Annotated in this window: 14 protein-coding genes; 5 read left to right on the top strand and 9 right to left on the bottom strand. The window is 69.8% G+C overall.

Going from position 1 to position 15,593, the window contains the following annotated elements:
- The first annotated feature begins 28 nt into the window (after positions 1 to 28).
- A complete protein-coding gene (locus BXU09_RS10980; protein ID WP_055363166.1) occupies positions 29 to 1,084 on the top strand; it encodes a M42 family metallopeptidase in 1,056 nt (351 codons plus the stop codon).
- 225 nt (positions 1,085 to 1,309) lie between these two features.
- On the opposite strand, the gene dusA is transcribed toward BXU09_RS10980, so the two are convergent.
- From dusA to BXU09_RS10960, 4 genes are all read right to left on the bottom strand, one after another.
- Positions 1,310 to 2,335 carry a tRNA dihydrouridine(20/20a) synthase DusA gene (gene dusA / locus BXU09_RS10975; protein ID WP_078302479.1) on the bottom strand — a complete coding sequence of 342 codons (1,026 nt, stop codon included), beginning with the start codon at positions 2,333 to 2,335 and terminating at the stop codon, positions 1,310 to 1,312.
- A gap of 67 nt (positions 2,336 to 2,402) precedes the next feature.
- A complete protein-coding gene (locus BXU09_RS10970; RefSeq protein WP_078302475.1) occupies positions 2,403 to 2,624 on the bottom strand; it encodes a hypothetical protein in 222 nt (73 codons plus the stop codon).
- A gap of 63 nt (positions 2,625 to 2,687) precedes the next feature.
- Complete coding sequence (locus tag BXU09_RS10965) at positions 2,688 to 4,853, bottom strand: ATP-binding domain-containing protein (RefSeq protein WP_346417563.1); 2,166 nt, start codon at positions 4,851 to 4,853, stop codon at positions 2,688 to 2,690.
- A 302-nt stretch (positions 4,854 to 5,155) separates the two neighbouring features.
- Positions 5,156 to 5,698 (bottom strand): hypothetical protein, encoded by a 543-nt coding sequence (locus BXU09_RS10960; protein ID WP_078302467.1) that lies wholly within the window; start codon positions 5,696 to 5,698, stop codon positions 5,156 to 5,158.
- Between the two features lie 139 nt (positions 5,699 to 5,837).
- Here BXU09_RS10960 and BXU09_RS10955 point away from each other — a divergent pair, with 139 nt between their 5' ends.
- From BXU09_RS10955 to BXU09_RS10945, 3 genes are all read left to right on the top strand, one after another.
- On the top strand, positions 5,838 to 6,908 hold the full coding sequence (locus tag BXU09_RS10955; RefSeq protein WP_144012078.1) for an Ig-like domain-containing protein: 1,071 nt from the start codon (positions 5,838 to 5,840) through the stop codon (positions 6,906 to 6,908).
- A 331-nt stretch (positions 6,909 to 7,239) separates the two neighbouring features.
- Entirely contained in the window at positions 7,240 to 8,769 is a 1,530-nt protein-coding gene (locus BXU09_RS10950; protein ID WP_078302461.1) for a glycine--tRNA ligase, read from the top strand.
- Positions 8,766 to 9,164 (top strand): hypothetical protein, encoded by a 399-nt coding sequence (locus BXU09_RS10945; RefSeq protein ID WP_078302459.1) that lies wholly within the window; start codon positions 8,766 to 8,768, stop codon positions 9,162 to 9,164. Before BXU09_RS10950 ends, BXU09_RS10945 begins: the two co-directional genes overlap by 4 nt.
- Positions 9,165 to 9,251: 87 nt before the next feature.
- Here the strand turns inward: BXU09_RS10945 and BXU09_RS10940 are convergent, their stop codons facing one another.
- The 4 genes from BXU09_RS10940 to BXU09_RS10925 form a co-directional block, all read right to left on the bottom strand.
- Complete coding sequence (locus BXU09_RS10940; RefSeq protein WP_078302456.1) at positions 9,252 to 10,802, bottom strand: alpha/beta fold hydrolase; 1,551 nt, start codon at positions 10,800 to 10,802, stop codon at positions 9,252 to 9,254.
- A 138-nt stretch (positions 10,803 to 10,940) separates the two neighbouring features.
- Positions 10,941 to 11,690: a hypothetical protein gene (locus BXU09_RS10935; RefSeq protein ID WP_144012077.1), complete on the bottom strand. Its 750-nt coding sequence runs from the start codon at positions 11,688 to 11,690 to the stop codon at positions 10,941 to 10,943.
- Between the two features lie 5 nt (positions 11,691 to 11,695).
- The gene (locus BXU09_RS10930; RefSeq protein ID WP_078302451.1) at positions 11,696 to 12,235 is read right to left on the bottom strand and encodes a mismatch-specific DNA-glycosylase; all 540 of its coding nucleotides are present in this window, start codon (positions 12,233 to 12,235) and stop codon (positions 11,696 to 11,698) included.
- A gap of 52 nt (positions 12,236 to 12,287) precedes the next feature.
- Positions 12,288 to 12,884: a sulfite oxidase-like oxidoreductase gene (locus tag BXU09_RS10925; RefSeq protein WP_078302449.1), complete on the bottom strand. Its 597-nt coding sequence runs from the start codon at positions 12,882 to 12,884 to the stop codon at positions 12,288 to 12,290.
- Positions 12,885 to 13,174: 290 nt separating this feature from the next.
- Between BXU09_RS10925 and BXU09_RS10920 the strand changes: the two genes are divergently transcribed.
- Complete coding sequence (locus tag BXU09_RS10920; protein WP_055362593.1) at positions 13,175 to 14,095, top strand: DUF4032 domain-containing protein; 921 nt, start codon at positions 13,175 to 13,177, stop codon at positions 14,093 to 14,095.
- Positions 14,096 to 14,164: 69 nt separating this feature from the next.
- Here BXU09_RS10920 and BXU09_RS10915 read toward each other — a convergent pair whose 3' ends face one another.
- Positions 14,165 to 15,493, bottom strand: coding sequence for a leucyl aminopeptidase family protein (locus BXU09_RS10915; RefSeq protein ID WP_078302446.1), 1,329 nt, complete (start codon positions 15,491 to 15,493; stop codon positions 14,165 to 14,167).
- Positions 15,494 to 15,593: the final 100 nt, after the last annotated feature.

Below are 15,593 nucleotides of genomic sequence, written 5' to 3'. Positions count from 1 at the left end.
ATAGCGGGCGCGGCGTACACTCGCAGGCATGAGTGTCATCAACCGTGAATTCCTGTTCCGTCTGCTCGAAGCGGCGGCCCCCAGCGGCCTGGAGCGCCGCGCCGCCGACGTGTGGCTGCAAGAAGCCGCGACCTTCGCCCGCACCAGCGAGGACCACTACGGCAACGCCTACGCCGAGATCGGCCCCGAGGACGCGCCCGTCATCGCGCTGATGGGCCACCTCGACGAGATCGGCCTGATCGTGTCGCACGTGAACGACGAGGGCTTCCTGGCGGTGCTGCCGGTCGGCGGCTGGGACCCGCAGGTGCTCGTCGGGCAGCGCATCCGCCTGCTCGCGCCCGGTGGGGACGTGATCGGTGTGATCGGCAAGAAAGCCATTCACGTCATGGAGGCCGACGAGCGGACCAAGGCCAGCAAACTGGAAGACCTGTGGATCGACGTGGGCCTCCCGAAGGAGGAGGTGCAGACCCTGATTCCGGTCGGCACGTACGGCGTGATCGAGCAGGGCCCCATCATGGTCGGCACGCGCGTCGTGAGCCGCGCCCTGGACAACCGCGTGGGCGCGTTCATCGTCCTGGAAGCCCTGCGCGCCCTGAAGGACCACGACCTGAAGTACCGCGTGGTGGCCGTCGGGACCAGCCAGGAAGAGATCGGGTGCTTCGGCGCGCAGGTCGGCGGCTACCGCCTCGACCCCATCGCCGGGGTCGCCGTGGACGTCACGCACGAGACCAAGCAGCCGGGCGTGAGCGAGAAGAAGTACGGCGTGGCCCCGTTCGGGTCCGGCGCGAACCTGACGGTCGGGCCGATGGTCAGCCCGGTCATCACGCGCCAGATGACCGACGCGGCGCGCGAGGCCAACATTCCCTTCACGCTCAGCGCCGCCGGTCGCTACTCCGGCACGGACGCCGACGCCCTGACCCTCGTGCGGGCCGGGGTGCCCAGCGCCGTCGTCAGCATCCCCAACCGCTACATGCACTCGCCCAGCGAGATGGTCGACGAGCAGGACGTGAAAGCCTGCACGGACATCATCGCCGCGTGGATCCGGGCGCTGCCGGAAACGCCGGACTTCACTCGCCGGGGCTGAGGGAGCAGTAGGAACAGCCTGATAGCTCCTTCCTACTGAGCAGGGCGACACGCGGATGGCCGGTGTCGCCCTGCTGTCTGCCGGTCGCGGTCAGGCGGGCTGGGGTTCATACGGATTCCGTTTGTTTCGCCGACAATCCGGAACTTCACCGGATTGCCGGCTCCACGTCCGGAACCCGTTTTGCTCCCACTCGCTTCGCTCGGATTGAACGGCTTTATAAGCCATTCAATCGGAGTCCGTATCAGTCATGCCGGGGCGGGCGTCGAGCACCTCGGCGGGCACGCCTTCCAGGGCGGCGCGCACCACCTCCAGACCGGCGCCGGGCTTGTGGCCCTGTTCGCTCAGGGTGCGTTTCCAGTGGCGGGCGCCGGGCTGACCGGCGAACAGGCCCAGGGTGTGTTTCATCATGCGCGGCAGCGGCTGACCCGCCTCCAGTTGCGCGGCCACATACGGCACGAAGGCCTCGATGGCCTCGCGGCGCGTGACGGGCGGCGCGCTCTCGCCGAACACGTCCTGGTCGGCGCGGGCCAGGATGAACGGGTCCTGGTACGCGGCGCGGCCGATCATCACGCCGTCCGCCCAGGCCAGCGCGTCCTGCGCGGCGTCCAGGGTCAGCACGCCGCCGTTCAGCACGACCGTCAGGTGCGGGAAGTCGGCCTTCAACTGCCGCACCACGTCGTAGCGCAGCGGCGGAATCTCACGGTTCTCCTTCGGCGACAGGCCCGAGAGCCACGCCTTGCGGGCGTGCACGATGAACGTGTCGCACCCGGCGGCCTCCACCGTCTGCACGAAGTTCGTCAGGTGCTCGTAACTGTCGAGGTCGTCGATGCCGATGCGGTGCTTGACCGTCACGGGCAGGCGGGTCGCGGCGCGCATGGCTTCCACGGCACGGGCCACGGTGTCGGGCGTGCCCATCAGGGACGCGCCGAACGACCCGCTGCTCACGCGGTCGCTGGGGCAACCGCAGTTCAGGTTGACCTCGTCGTACCCGAAGTCCTCGCCCATGCGGGCGCACTCGGCCAGTGTGGCGGCGTCACTGCCGCCCAGCTGCAGCGCCACCGGGTGCTCGACCCGGTCGAAGCCCAGGTGCCGGTCGCGGTCCCCGTGGATGATCGCGCCGGTCGTGACCATCTCGGTGTACAGCAGCGTCCGGCGGGTCAGGGTGCGGTGAAAGACCCGGCAGTGCCGGTCCGTCCAGTCCATCATGGGCGCGACGGACAGCGTCAGGGGCGGGCGGGCAGGGGCGCTCATCAGCCGATCAGTGTACGGGAAAGGCCCCCGCCCCAAAGGTGGCGGAGGCCCGGAAAGAGGCTGGGGGTCAGGAACGCTGGTCGTCGTTCGGATCGGCGCCGAAGGTCGTGCCGGTCCCGGACGCCTGATCTTCCGGCACCGCGCCGGGCGTGGCGGGCGCACGGGTGCCCAGCCCCGTGTCCTGCGCGCCCGTGCCCGACTCGTCGTAGTGGCCGCTGCGTTCGCTCATGCCGTTCCCGGCGTCGTCCGGCAGGCCGCCCTGGCCGGTGGTCTTCTGATCGTCGCTCATGACCCCACTCTCCCCCGCCCCGCCCGGGGTGGGATGAGGAGTGCGGCGCGCAAACCTTGACGTTCAGGCGATCAGCGGGTGCAACTCGCCGGCGCTGACCAGTCCCAGCCAGTGCAGGGCGCGGCTGGCCGAGACGTACAGCAGGCGGCGTTCGTACTCGGTGCTCTCGTCGTAGGTCTGCGCGTTGGCGCTGGCGACGATGGCGGCGCTGAACTCCAGGCCCTTGGCGAGGTTGACGGGCAGGATGACCAGTCCGCCCCGGAAGCGGTGCTCCTGGGTGGTGATGGGCTGGGCGTCCGTGTCGAATTCCCGCAGGGCCTCGGCGAGGCGGTCGGCGTCCACGCCGCGCCGCGTGACGATGGCGATGTTCCTGTGCCCGGCGGCCTGCGCGTCCTTGACGGCCTGCGCGATCAGGGGCAGTTCCCCGTGCGGGGCGTCGGCGGGGGCGGTGTAGCGCTGCACCTCGGCCCCGTCGCGGTCCACGCCCTGCACGGCGGCGGCGCGGTTGTACGTGGCGGCGATCCGCGCCCCGAGTTCCGTGATCTGCCGCGTCGAGCGGTACGTGCGGCCCAGCGTGAGCACCTGCGCGCCCGGCAGTTGCGCCTGCACGGCCTCCCAGGAGCTGGGGCCCTTGTAGCCGTGCATGCCCTGGTTCAGGTCGCCCAGCGCGGTGATGTGACCGGGGCGGGTGGCGCGGCCCAGCAGCGCGTACAGCAGCGGCGAATAATCCTGCGCCTCGTCCAGGACCACGTGATCGAAGGGTTCCAGGGTGCGGCCGTCCAGTCGCCCGATGCCGCCCGTGAAGGCCTGCACGGCCAGCATGACGGGAATTTCGGTCACGTCCGCGTTCGCGCGGCGCGGCGTGGGAATGCCGCTCAGCGGATCAGTCAGCAGCAGTTGAATCTCGCGGTCGGTCAGCAGGCCACTGGCCGCCAGGGCGTCGGCGCTGCCCAGCAGGCGGCGGGCCTCGGTGATGGGCGTGGTCGACGCGAACACGCGGCCCAGGAAGGTCGTGAGCGGCGCGGACAGTTGCCGCAGCACGCCCGCCTCCTCGCCCTCCGGGACGTTCAGGCGCGACAGGGCCTCGGTCTCGATGGCGCGGCGCATCCCGGCGCGGTACCCGGCCAGGGGATCGGCGGCGAACACGTCGCGCAGCATGGCGGCCAGTTCGGTTTCCGGGAAGTGCAGCACGACCGGTTCACGCCCGCGCACCTCGATGCTCTCGCGGATGCTCTGACCGGCGAGACCCGCGTTGAACTTACCCCACAGGTGCGTGCGGACCACGTCCAGCATGCGGGCGTCGCCCAGCAGTTTCGCCCGGCGCCACGCCAGCGCGCGGCGAGTGTTGTCCCGGTCGGTCAGCAGCAGGCTCAGGGTGCGGTCCGTGACCTCCAGTTTCTCCAGGCCCAGCAGGCCCGTCGCCCAGGCTTCCGGGGTGGTCACCACGACCCGCTCGATGCCCAGTTCCGGCAGGATGCGCGCGGCGTACGCGGCCAGCACCCGGTTGGGCATCAGGACCATGCACGCTTCCGGGCGGGCGCGGTGCACGCCCCGGTCGGGGTTGGTCATCCAGGTCAGGCGGTGAAAGCCGATGGTGGTCTTCCCGGAGCCCGCCGCGCCCTGAATGATCACGGGCGTCCCGGCGGGGGCGCGCATGGCGGCGTTCTGCTCGGGTTGCAGCGTCTCGACCACGTCACGCATCCCGGCGGTGCTGTCCTCCTGAAGGCGGCGCAGCAGCACCTCCTCACGGCCCCCGGTGTCGCCACCGTGCTCGTCGTCGTACAGGTCGGTCACGCGCAGCAGTTTCTTGCTGTGCACGTCCAGCTGCCGGCGGCGTTTGATGACCCCGGCGCTGCCCCGGCGGGGCGTCCAGCCCAGCGCGTCCGAGTAGAACAGGCTGCCCACCTCGCTGTCCCAGCTGACCACCGAGTACGGTCCCTTCACGTCCCGGAAACCGTGCTTCCCGACGTACAGCGTCTGCTCACGGCCCGCCACGCGCACCTTCAGGCTCCCGAAGAACGGCTGGTGCACGTGCGGCGAGAGCATCGCCGCGAACTCCTCGGCCTGATCGCCCAGGATGATGCTGGTTTCCAGGTCCGCGCCCATCTGCCGGTCCCGGTCCTCCCAGAACTCGATCTGACGGATCATGGCCGAGACCGTCTGGGACAGGTGCTCACGTTCAAGTTCAAAATCCGGGTGTGTTTCCGGACGGGATTCCGCAACAGGCATAACGCACAGGATACGGCCTGCGGGGCCACCCTGACCCGACAGACCTGACAGTCAGCACGGACCGCTCAGACAGGGACGGGTGTACGCCATACGGCAAGGTGCCCTCACCGGATCGAAAGGGCACCTGCTCTGGCGGGCCGCCGGGCCCAGGTACAGATTCCGGTTTCGTTCACAACTCACCACTGCGCCGGGTTGCCAACTTCACGCCCGACAGTCCGCTCTGTTCCCACTCGCTCTGCGGCGCAGCTCTACGAGTCCGCTCCGGTTGAACGCTGCTGCAAACCTTTCAACCGGAGTCCGTATTACTTGTTGATGTTCAGGTTCAGGTTCACGTCGGGGCTGTTCTTGCCATCCGTGAAAGTGACGGTGGCAGCGTCCACGCCGGTCGCCGCGTCGGCAGCGGCCGTGATCTTGTACGTCACGCGGAACTGGTCGTTGTACTGCACGTTGACGCTGCCGCCCGTCTCGGTGGTGCGGCGCACGGCGCGGGCCACGTTGACCTTCTGAACCGAGATGGTCACGCCTTTGGGTGCGTCGGCGCTCTTGAATTTCAGCCAGTCGGCGGCACGGACCGGGTCGGGGACGTTGCCGTTCACGCGGGCGCCCGGAGCGTAGTCGAACGTCAGGGCGTTGAAGTAGGTGTCGAATTCCTCGTTCTCTTCCAGGAGCGAGCGGGGGTAGCGGTACTCCACGAAGACGGTCTGACCTGGGGCGAGGCGCGTGAAGGACAGGATGCTGTCCTGCACGAGCGGCACGTAATCGGTAGTGCCGGGCTGTACGGGGGTGCAGGCGCTCAGGGCCAGCAGGCCGGTGATGGAGGCGGTCAGAATGGGGTGCAGTTTCATTACACCAACGACAGTAGCAAAGTTCATGCACCTCTCACGCCTCACTTACGTGACGGTACGGGGCGCGGGCACGGGCGACCTTCAGGCCGTGCACAGACGCCGCACACCCACATTAACTGACCGCCGGTACACTCTGGGCATGACTCCCTTCCCGGTCCGGCCTCACACGAATTCCTTTCCTGCGCAGCGCGGGTGGACGCGGAACCGGTCCCCCGTGACTGCGCGGTCGTGCGGCGCGGCGGCCCTGCTGCTGGCCGCCCTGAGTGGCTGCACGCCGCCGCGTTCGGTGCCCGCGCAGGACGACGTGCCGCCCGTGGTGACGCTGGGGCTGGGCACGCCGCTCTCGCAGAGTGCGCCGGGCGTGGTTCACCTGCTGGCCGGGGCCAGTGACGAATCCGGCGTGGCGGGGGTGACCTTCAGGCGCGACGGGCAGTTGCTGGGCACGGACAGGGCCGCGCCGTTCGAGTGGACGGACCCACTGGGAAGCGGCGGTACGTACCGCTACGGGGCTGAGGCGACCGACGGGGCCGGGAATACCGCCGAACAGTTCCTGGACGTGACCATCACACTCCCGCCGGGGCTGACCGGGGTGCGCGGCGCGGCTGTGCAGTACGCGGGCGAGGGTAGCAACGGGCCGCTCATGCAGCCCTGGGCGGGCGGGGCGGCCTCACTGGTCCTGGGCGACGCGGACTCGGGCACCGAACTGGCACGGTCCGCGCTGACCGGGGCGGGGGACTTCACGCTACCGCTGCCGACCCTGGCAGCCGGGTCGGGCGCAGCGCTGTCGGCGGAGGTGCTGGGTCTGAGCTGCGACGCCCCGCCCACGTTCAGCGTGCCGGACGCCCGCGCGGTGCGGGCCAGCGTGACGGTCGGCGCCCAGAAGGCCGCGCCCCTGAGCGGGTCCGTGACCAGCGTGAACGGCGTGCCGAAAGAAACCCTGCGCGGGAGTGGCGGCCTGCTGTTCAGCGACCGGCCCGTGCAGGTGTCAGGAACGGTGGCGTGCGTGCTGCCGGGCCTGCGGGACGCGGGCAGGTCGGAGGTCCGTGGGAACGTGACCTTCGGACTGAACCTGCTGCGCGGCTGGAACGCCGTGTCGTTCACGCGCACCGTGAATTCCAGCCTGCCGCCGGTCGGTGTGCTGCAAAGTGTGCAGCCGCCGGCGCAGTGGGTAGTGGGGGGTACAGATCTCCCCTGGCCCGACCGGCCCTGATCTGCTGGCCCTGACCTGCTGGCCCTGACTTGACCCTCCGGGGCGGACTGGCGCACACTGGACGGGCGTTGATCCGCAGGAGTAACGCGAGTGCCCCCACGGAGCGAGTCTGAGACGGTGAGAGTCAGGCAGGGCGAGGCGCGCGTGAAGGGCGGCGGGGAGCAAGGCCAGTACACAAAGGCCAACACACAAAAGTGCCAGTCTGCCGGGGATTCCGGGGCTGGAACTGGGGTGGAACCGCGCGTGACTTCATGCGTCCCCAGACGAGCGAGTGCCGGAAAGAGGCCGCCGTCTGGGGCGTTTTCCTGTACCTGCCCGAAAAGGAGTACGTATGCCCGCAACTTCGATGGAAGAACTCGTCAGTCTGTGTAAACGCCGTGGATTCATCTTCCAGGGTAGCGAGATCTACGGGGGCCTTCAGGGCTTCTACGATTACGGTCCCCTGGGCGTGGAACTGAAGAACAACATCAAGGCCGCGTGGTGGCGCGCCAACGTGTACGAGCGTGACGACATGGAAGGCCTGGACGCCAGCATCATCATGCACCGGCAGGTGCTGCGCCACTCGGGGCACGAGGCGACCTTCAGCGACCCGATGATCGACAACAGGAAGAACAACAAACGCTACCGCCTCGATCACCTTGTGAAGGACCAGAAAGCCGACGTGATCGCCAAAGTGGCCGAGGCCATGGGTCAGAGCGCCGAGAACTTCCCGGCGGTCGTGGCGGCCCTGAACGCCAGCCCGGCGCAGGCGTCGCAGGCCCTGAAGGACGCGGGCGTGCGCGACCCGTTCAGCGGTGAAGTGGGCGACTGGACCGAACCCAAACCCTTTAACATGATGTTCAAGACGACCATCGGCCCGGTCGCGGACGACGAGAGTTACGGCTACCTGCGGCCCGAGACGGCGCAGGGCATCTTCACGAACTTCAAGAACGTCGTGGACAGCACCAGCCGCCGCCTGCCGTTCGGCATCGCGCAGATCGGCAAGGCCTTCCGGAACGAGATCACGCCCCGCAACTTCATCTTCCGCGTGCGGGAGCTGGAACAGATGGAGATCGAGTTCTTCGTGGTGCCCGGCACGGACGAGGAGTGGCACGAGCACTGGCTGGAAAAGCGCCTGAGCTGGTGGGAGGCGCAGGGCGTGCCGCGCAGCAAGATCGAGATTCTGGACGTGCCGAAAGAGGACCTGGCGCACTACTCCAAGCGCACGTACGACCTGATGTACGACTACCCCACCCTGGGCCACGAGGAGATCGAGGGCATCGCCAACCGCAGCGACTACGACCTGGGCAGCCACACCAAGAACCAGAGCGAACTGGGCCTGGTGGCGAACGTCGAGGAGAACCTGGACTCCATCGCCAAGCTGACCATTCCGCACCCGGAGACGAACAAGCCGGTCGTGCCATTCGTGATCGAGCCGTCCGCCGGGGTGGACCGCGCGCTGCTGGCCGTGCTGAGCGAGGCGTTCACGAAGGAGACGCTGGAGAACGGGAACGAGCGCATCGTCCTGAAGCTCAGGCCGCACCTCGCGCCGATCAAGGTGGCCGTGATTCCGCTGGCGCGCAACAAGGCGGAACTGGTCGAACTGGCCCGGAGCATCAAGAACGACCTGCAGAAACTCGGCCTGGGCCGCATCCTGCTGGAAGACAGCGGGAACATCGGCAAGGCGTACCGCCGGCACGACGAGGTCGGCACGCCGTACTGCGTGACCGTGGACTTCGACACCATCGGCCAGAGCGGGGCGGACAGGGGCGAGGACGCCAGTCTGACCGGCACGGTGACCGTCCGTGACCGCGACACGCTGGCGCAGGAACGCGTGAAGATCAGCGAACTGACCGCGTACCTGCAGGCGAAACTGAAATGAGCGTCCCGGACGACCGCCTGCTGCCGTACCTGATGACCGTGGAACTCGCGGTTCTCGGCGTGTACGGCGAGCACCCGGACCTGACGGACGCCATGGCCGACAGCGCCTTCGAGGAACTCGCGCGCCGCTACCGGGCCGAGGCGACGAACTTCCCGTTCAAGCCCGGCAAACTGGACGGCCTGCGCGCCGCAGTGCACGACGCCGCGCTGCGGAACCTGACCACGCTGCTTGAACAGCCGGGCGAGCACCCCAGCGCCGAGGAACTCCGGCTGGGCATGAACCGCCTGCGCAGCAGCGTGAAAACCTGGACGCGCGAGGCCGGACGGCAGGGGTACCTGAAGTACATCGAGCAGTACGTGAACTCCGGGGATGGGGAGTTCATAGACCTCGACTGAGCCGGGTTCCGGATGACACAGGCCCCCGCGTGACAGCGGGGGCCTGTGCTATTTCCATGTGGGCGTGGGCATTCAGCAGGTATCCGTTCAGCGCATCAGGGGCTGCATCCAGTCGGTGATCCAGCGTGCCACCTGATCGCCGCGTGTGACGGTGATGTCCAGGTGCGCGGCGTCCGGCAGGGTGTGGGTGGTCAGGGCGGCCTGGGTGGTCGCGGCGTACTGCTGGTACTGCGCCTCGGTGGTCACGCCCTGCGCGGCGGCGATGCCAAGGATGGGCACGCTGAGCTGCGCCGTGTACCAGACGGGCAGGGTCTTCTCGAAGGGTGTGCCGCGTGTGTCGGTGCGGGCGGCGGCAAGATCCAGGGTCAGGCGGTTCGGGAAGTACCACTCGCTGTAGTCGCTCAGGGGCGTGATGAAGCGCCGCGTGAAGTCCTGCGGGTCGGTGGGCGAGGTGACGTCTGTCTCCCAGCCGACGGGTTTCGTGGGGTCTTTCGGGCCGGTGATCCAGCGTGCGCCGCGCCCGCCCAGCAGTTGCGCGCCCAGGTTCGGGGCGTCTGCGGCGTTGGTGGGGTGCCCGCTGCGCAGCGCCAGGAACGGCAGCAGCGCGTACTGCTGTTCCAGTTGCCCCATCGCGGCGGCGAGGTTCGTGGCGGGGTAGCGGGTCAGGCCGCCGCCCGGGGCCAAGGCGCCGGGGTTCAGGGCAGCCAGTCGGGCCTGCGCGGCGGCGCGGCTGGCAAACGCGGGGCCGAACACCACGGAGTCCACGAAGGGGCTGCGTTCCAGACCGTTCAGGCCCGGCAGGGGCCCCAGTGGGTTGCGGGCCGCCTGCGCGTACTCGTCGGGGGTCAGGGGGGTGCCGCTCATCAGGCCGGGCAGGCCGTCGAGCATGATCAGGCCGCGCACGTCGCGCTCTCCGGCCACGCCGCCGAAATCGTACGCGGCGTACAGGCCGGTCAGGGTGCCGCCCATGGAGTGCCCGCCGATGAACACGTTCGGCGTGAGTTTGCGTGCCTCCAGCACCGCCTCGTGCCAGTCGCGCAGGGTGGTGTCCAGGCCCCAGTCCTTCATGAACGGCAGGCTGGACGCCGGGCGGGACGGCAGTCCGCTGCGCACGATGCGTTGCAGGGTGGGAATATCGCGGCCCAGCAGCGCCGAGTGGTCCTCCAGCAGGTTGCTGCGGCGGTCCACGGCCCACACGGCCCAGGTGGGGTGCAGCGTCACGATCTGCCGCGCCAGCCGGTCGAAACTGCCCGCGCCGCCCAGATAACCGGGCATCAGCAGCAGCACGGCGGCCGGGGTGCCTGGGCCGTAGCGAACGGTGATGCTGGCATTCAGGTCGGCGGGCGTGCCGGGAACGGACGCGCCGGGCTGCACGACGCGCCGGGCGGGCACGGCGTCCAGGGTCGGCTGGGCGGGGTCGGTCAGGGCCACCACGCCGGGGTCGAAGGCCAGGGCGGCGTCTTCTGCCGGGAGGGCGGGACCGGCGGCCAGGACTCCCATGGCGTCCAGCCGTTCCGGCACGGTGAGAGCCGGAGCAAGGGGAGGAACGGGTGGCAGGCGGCCCTGTCCGGCGGCGCTGGAAAGCACGCCGAGGCACAGGGCGGTCAGCGCGGCGGTGGACAGGGTGCGGCGACTCATGCCCCATCCTCTCCCCGGCCCGGCCGGACAAACGTACCGGAGGGAACGCAGTGACTTGCGGTGTCATACAGCGTTTCTTACGCTGACGCAGAGGCGGATCTCATCTACTGCGGGCCGCCCGGAGCGCAGGGGCGGCGGTCAGTCGTCGCTGGAATCGCCTGGGGCGTACTTGTCGCGCAGGTAACGGGCGCGGGCCTGCGTTTCCCGGTCCTGCCCGGCCGCCTGCGCCCGCGTGACCTGTCGCATGCGGGTTTCGATGACTTCCAGTTCGCGGGTCAGGTCCTCGGGGCGGCGCGGGCCGCTCTGCCACGCCATCAGCAGCTCGGGCAGGTCCTCGCGGGCGGCCTGCCGGGCGTCGAAGGCGTCGCGGGTCAGGGTGCCGCCGGCCGTGACGCGCAGGGCCTCGCGGGTGGCCTGCACGGCGGATTGCAGGGCGGGCCGGGCGGGGGTGGGCAGGCGGCGCTCGTGCTGCCGGAACGTTTCCAGCAGCGTCCACTCCTCGGGGGGCGCGGCGGCGTCCAGCGTGATGGGCGCGGGGCGGGTCAGGGTGCGGGCGCGTCCGAAGGCCCACATGCCGAAGGCCAAGAGCAGCAGCAGCACCAGCCCCAGCAGCCAGCCGGCCACGTCGCTGCCGCTGGCCACACCGATGCCCAGCAGGATCGCCAGCGGCACCAGCACGCCCAGGACCAGAAAGCCGATCACGGTCAGGGCCAGCAGACTCCCGGCGCGGCGCACGGTGGGCTGTAGCGCCGTGCCGGGCGACCAGGGGTCGGCGGGGGTAGCCGGGTCACGGCGGGCCGCGCGGACCAGAGTGCGGGCCGCCCGCGCCGCGCCGGTCGCCACGGTGCGGGAACGGTCAAGCGGTGTTCTGGTGGGACGGGACGCCATACGCTTCACGGTACGGCGTGCGGGTGAGATTCGTTCCCGTCGCGGGCGCCCACGCGCAGCTCCGCGACCCGCGCCGCGAGCGCCTGCCACGGCTCCAGCCGAAAGTGAGAGTGCGCCAGTGGGCTGGTGCTGGGCAGCACCCAGACTTCCGTGCCTTCCAGCGTGTCTGGTTGCGGGCCGTAGGGAAGGCGGGCGGTCGGCACGCCCAGCGTCTCGGCCGCGCCGCGCTTGCTGGTGAACGCCACGAGGCTCGGGCGGTATTGGCGCAACTTGCCGCGCAGTTCGTCTGGCGCGAAGGCGTGGGCAGGCAGCGCGGCGTCCACGCCACTGTGCCGCTTTGCGACATCGGTCAGGCCGATCCCGAAGTCCGGCAGCCGGGCGTACTCGTGCGGGTCCAGCAGCGTGGGCGTCAGTCGCACAGCGTGCAGGGTGCGCCAGAACTTGTTACCGGGATTGGCGTAGTACGCGCGGGCGGCGGCACTGATCCGGCTGGGCGCCGTGCCGACCAGCACCAGCGTCAGGCCGGGGCGCAGGACATCCGGCACAAGGTACTCGCCCGCACCGGTCAGGTCGGCCGTGGGTTCTGCCGTCAGGGGTTCAGTCGTCGTCGTAGCGTTCCTCGATGAAGGGATCGCCGCGCATGTGGTAGCCGTTCTTCTCCCAGAAGCCGGGCTGGTCGGCCGCCATGAATTCCAGGCCGGTCAGCCACTTGGCGCTCTTCCAGAAGTACAGGTGCGGTACGACCAGCCGCAGCGGGCCGCCGTGCTCGGCGTCCAGGGGTTGCCCGTCGAAGGTGTGGGCCAGCAGGTTCTCGGGCCGCGTGAAGTCCTCCAGGCTCAGGTTGGTGGTGTACCCGCCCACCGAGTGCTGCATGACGTGGGTGGCGCCGGGCTCCAGTTGCAGGTGTTCCATCAGGTCCACGACGCGCACGCCGGTCCAGGTGGTGTCCAGCCTGCTCCAGTGCGTCACGCAGTGGATGTCGTAGGTCAGGGTGGTCTGCGGCAGGGCCATCAGGTCCGCCCAGGTCAGGGTCTTCTCGGTGGCCAGTCCGGTCACGCGGATCACCACGTCCTGCGGCGCGTAGTGCTGCGTGGGGCCGTACGTCAGGACCGGAAAGCGGGTCGTGAGCGTCTGACCGGGCGGCACGCGGCCCCCCATGTCGTCGGCCGGTTTCTTGAAGAATTTCCCGAGCATGCCCGCATTCAACACGCCCCCACCCCGCGCCGCACAGGGGATAGCACACCTTCGCAGGCGTGCATGAAGTGTTTCGATAGGCCCGCGTGGTTCGACAGGCCCGCGTGTTTCGACATGCCCGCGCCCCCCCTGACGGGGAGGTGACCGGAGCGGCGCACCCTGCGGGACAGGGAGCCCACCCGGCCGGTGTATCCTGAAGGCACGACCGGGGGTCCTGACCTTTTCCCCCGTTGACGGCAGGCTCCCGGCCCAGTCGCGCCCAGCAGCGGGCGCAAGGAGAGTTGAGCCCCATGTCCGCATTTGATCAGGCCAAGCACGAAGTCGAGCGCGCCCGTTTCCTGGGTGACGTCCGGGACCTGCTGGCCATCCTGCGCCGCCAGCCGAACGAACTGCTGCCCTTCGAATGGGTCCGTCACCTCGCGCCGGACGGCGAGTTCCAGCGCGGCCTCCAGACCATCGAGGTGGACCACATCATCGGGTCGGTGGACCGTTACCGCGAATTCGACCGGCACTACCTGCCCAAGGAACGCCACCTGGACGAACGCTGGATCGGCGTGCGCTCGGCGCAGTTGCAGGGCAAGGAACTGCCGCCCATCCAGGTGTACAAGGTCGGGGACCTGTACTTCGTGAAGGACGGCAACCACCGCGTGTCCGTCGCGCGCCGCCAGGGGCAGAAGTACATCGACGCGTACGTGATCGAGTTGCACGTCGCCGTCCCGCCCGAGGAGGACGACACCCTCAAGACCCTGATCATCAAGGGCGAGTACGCGCAGTTCCTGAAGGCCACGAACCTGGACCGGACCTTCCCTGGCCACCGCGCCATCCGTTTCACGACGCCCGGCCGCTACGAGCGCCTGCTGGAGCACATCCGCACCCGGCAGTACTTCCTGGACCGCAAACCCGAACGGGCCGGGCTGCCCCCCGTGACCTTCGAGGAGGCGGCCGAGAGCTGGTACCGCCGCCTGTACGCCCGCATCGTCGAGAACATCGAGAAGCACGACGTCATGACCCGCTTTCCCGGCCGCACCGAGGCGGACCTGTACCTGTGGATCATGGATCACCGGTACTTCCTGACCCAGAAGTACGGGCATGACGTGGGCAGCGAGGAGGCCACCATCGATTTCGGCGCGCACCACGCCCCGCCCGCCTACAAACGCCTGGGCCAGCGCATGCGACTGATGCTGCGCGGCCGCCTGCACCCCACCATGTAGCGCGGCGGGAAGGCCGTGGGGAGTGGGTCGGAGTGAATGGCTCACGACCCACTCCCCACGGCCCCTCTCTCAGCGGGCCAGCACGTACTCCACGAGGGTGCCCACGCCCCAGCCGGTGGCGTTCTCCTCGCGGGCGGCGTTCCCGGCGATGTCCAGGTGCGCCCAGGGGCGGGTGACGAACTGCTGAAGGAACAGCGCGGCCTTGATGCTGCCGCCCGCCGGTTGCATGTCGCTGTTCTTCAGGTCGGCCAGCGTGCCCTTCTGGAAGGCTTTCAGGTACGGCTGGTGCAGCGGAAGTTCCCACACGAGTTCCCCGGCGGCCTGCGCGGCCGTCTTCAGGCGGTCGGTCAGGGCGGGGTCGCTGCTGAACAGCGCGGCGATGTCGTTGCCCAGGGCGCTGATCTTCACGCCGGTCAGGGTGGCGAGGTCCACGAGTTCGGTCGCGCCTTCCTGGCAGGCGACGGTCAGGGTGTCGGCCAGCACGAGGCGGCCCTCGGCGTCGGTGTTCGTGACCTCGACGTGCAGGCCGTTCGCGGCGCGGTAGATGTCGCCGGGGCGCATGGCGTCCGGGCCGACCATGTTCTCGGCGGCCGCCACGTACGCGCGGACCTCGGTGCCTTCGGGGATGTGGGCGCGCAGGTCGGCCAGGGCGCGCATGGCGCCCAGCACGGCGGCCGCGCCGCCCATGTCGTTCTTCATGCCGTACATCCCGGCCGGGGGTTTCATGGAGTACCCACCCGTATCGAAGGTGATGCCCTTGCCGACCAGCGCCAGCACCTGCGTGACCTCACCGCGCGCGGGAATGGTCACGCGGATCAGGCGCGGGCCGTGCGTGCTGCCGGCGGCGACGGCGGCCAGCAGGCCCATGCCGCGCGCCGTGATGTCCGCGCCGTCCCAGACGTCCACGTCCAGGCCCAGGGTTTCCAGGGTGCGGGCCTCGCGGGCCAGCGTGGCGGGGTTCAGGACGTTGGCGGGCGCGCTGGTCAGAGCGCGGGCAAAGGTCACACCGGCGTGCAGGCCGGTCACGCGGTCGGCTTCCCCGCTGTCCAGGCCGTCGGCGGCCAGCGTCAGCTCGGGGCGATCAGTGGGGGCGCGGTAGCGGGTGTCCTGCCACGCCCCGCTCAGGGCGGCCCCGGCCAGCGCAGCGGCGTGCGGGGTCGCGGCGACCTGGACGGCCCCGGCACGCAGCTCGCGGGCCAGTCGCGCCAGGGCCGCGCCGACCTCGCGGGCCTCGTCAGGGCTGGCGGGGGCCAGGGCGGCGGCCTCGTCATGCGAGTCGGTGCGGGCGCGCAGGCGTACCTCACCGGGCTTCAGGTCGCGGGTCACGCGGTCGGCGTCGTCCGGGCCGACGAACGAGAGGGTCAGGTCGGCACGCTCCAGCTTCTGGACAAGGGGCATACGCGCAGTACAGCACGGCCCGCGCCCGGCGGGTTCCGGCACGCCGGACAGCAGGCACGGCGCGGGCCGGTCGGCATGCGTGAGCAGGCGGGCGGTATAC

The organism is Deinococcus sp. LM3 (assembly GCF_002017875.1).
Taxonomy (GTDB): Bacteria; Deinococcota; Deinococci; order Deinococcales; family Deinococcaceae; genus Deinococcus.
The sequence above is the reverse complement of the archived record's forward strand: the minus strand, read 5'-3'. Positions and strand labels throughout refer to the sequence as shown.

Coding starts and splice junctions, on each gene's coding strand:
- BXU09_RS10915 (WP_078302446.1), bottom strand. CDS start 15,493: ATGCCCCTTGTCCAGAAGCTGGAGCGTGCCGACCTGACCCTCTCGTTC.
- BXU09_RS10955 (WP_144012078.1), top strand. CDS start 5,838: ATGACTCCCTTCCCGGTCCGGCCTCACACGAATTCCTTTCCTGCGCAG.
- BXU09_RS10920 (WP_055362593.1), top strand. CDS start 13,175: ATGTCCGCATTTGATCAGGCCAAGCACGAAGTCGAGCGCGCCCGTTTC.
- BXU09_RS10970 (WP_078302475.1), bottom strand. CDS start 2,624: ATGAGCGACGATCAGAAGACCACCGGCCAGGGCGGCCTGCCGGACGAC.
- BXU09_RS10940 (WP_078302456.1), bottom strand. CDS start 10,802: ATGAGTCGCCGCACCCTGTCCACCGCCGCGCTGACCGCCCTGTGCCTC.
- BXU09_RS10925 (WP_078302449.1), bottom strand. CDS start 12,884: ATGCTCGGGAAATTCTTCAAGAAACCGGCCGACGACATGGGGGGCCGC.
- BXU09_RS10935 (WP_144012077.1), bottom strand. CDS start 11,690: ATGGCGTCCCGTCCCACCAGAACACCGCTTGACCGTTCCCGCACCGTG.
- dusA (WP_078302479.1), bottom strand. CDS start 2,335: ATGAGCGCCCCTGCCCGCCCGCCCCTGACGCTGTCCGTCGCGCCCATG.
- BXU09_RS10960 (WP_078302467.1), bottom strand. CDS start 5,698: ATGAAACTGCACCCCATTCTGACCGCCTCCATCACCGGCCTGCTGGCC.
- BXU09_RS10945 (WP_078302459.1), top strand. CDS start 8,766: ATGAGCGTCCCGGACGACCGCCTGCTGCCGTACCTGATGACCGTGGAA.
- BXU09_RS10965 (WP_346417563.1), bottom strand. CDS start 4,853: ATGCCTGTTGCGGAATCCCGTCCGGAAACACACCCGGATTTTGAACTT.
- BXU09_RS10950 (WP_078302461.1), top strand. CDS start 7,240: ATGCCCGCAACTTCGATGGAAGAACTCGTCAGTCTGTGTAAACGCCGT.
- BXU09_RS10980 (WP_055363166.1), top strand. CDS start 29: ATGAGTGTCATCAACCGTGAATTCCTGTTCCGTCTGCTCGAAGCGGCG.